This window comes from Vibrio olivae, from assembly GCF_042428525.1.
Lineage (GTDB): Bacteria > Pseudomonadota > Gammaproteobacteria > Enterobacterales > Vibrionaceae > Vibrio > Vibrio olivae.
In genome coordinates, this window is the sequence record NZ_JBHMEP010000089.1 from 1 (window position 1) to 598 (window position 598).

At 57.4% G+C, this 598-nt stretch carries 2 protein-coding genes; one reads left to right on the top strand and one right to left on the bottom strand.

The annotated features are described in order from the left end of the window. The coding region (locus tag ACFFUV_RS24145) for a hypothetical protein (RefSeq protein WP_512701408.1) at positions 1 to 379 on the top strand (379 nt) is incomplete at its 5' end. A 13-nt stretch (positions 380 to 392) separates the two neighbouring features. On the opposite strand, the gene ACFFUV_RS24150 is transcribed toward ACFFUV_RS24145, so the two are convergent. Next, positions 393 to 598: hypothetical protein (locus ACFFUV_RS24150; RefSeq protein WP_512701409.1), on the bottom strand; the 206-nt coding region annotated here is incomplete at its 5' end.

A 598-nucleotide genomic window follows, 5' to 3' on the forward strand; every position in this document is an offset into this window, starting at 1 on the left:
GCATCTTAAAACCATCAGCGACATTCCTCTGGGAACCATCGTGGGCCGTGGGGAGCAGATCGGCACCGTGGGCACGGCGCACGGCAATTATTTGGCTCATCTGCATTTTGAAATGATTGAGTCCATCGCCCATGAGGCGGGAATGCCGGGGTATGGCAAGACGACGTTCAACCGGATCAATCCGGACGAGGTGCTGGAAAAGTACGCTCCCGACCCCGCGATGATGATTCCGGACCCCGTGATTGCCCTGAAGGATGTTCAGCAGGCTGCCGGCTGGGAGAAATTGCTGGAAAACCTTTACCGGGACAACAGCATGGAGGCGCTGGACAAGATTCTGCCGAAGGAACAGCAGGAAGGCGTCCTGGAACCCGCACCGTAACCGGAAAAGCCGTTTATGGAAGTTTGTCCGCCTGTCTGGAGGCCAGTTCCCGCTGCATCCTGCTGATTTGGAGAACGGATATCAGCCACAGGATGCTGGCCGCGGTTATCAGGGAACCGATCAGGAAGAAGGCAACCAGATAATGTTCCACTCCGAAAGGGAAAAGCAGGGACAGCGTGAGGGCGGTTGCCGCGGTTAAGTACAGCCGCACGGCCAGGG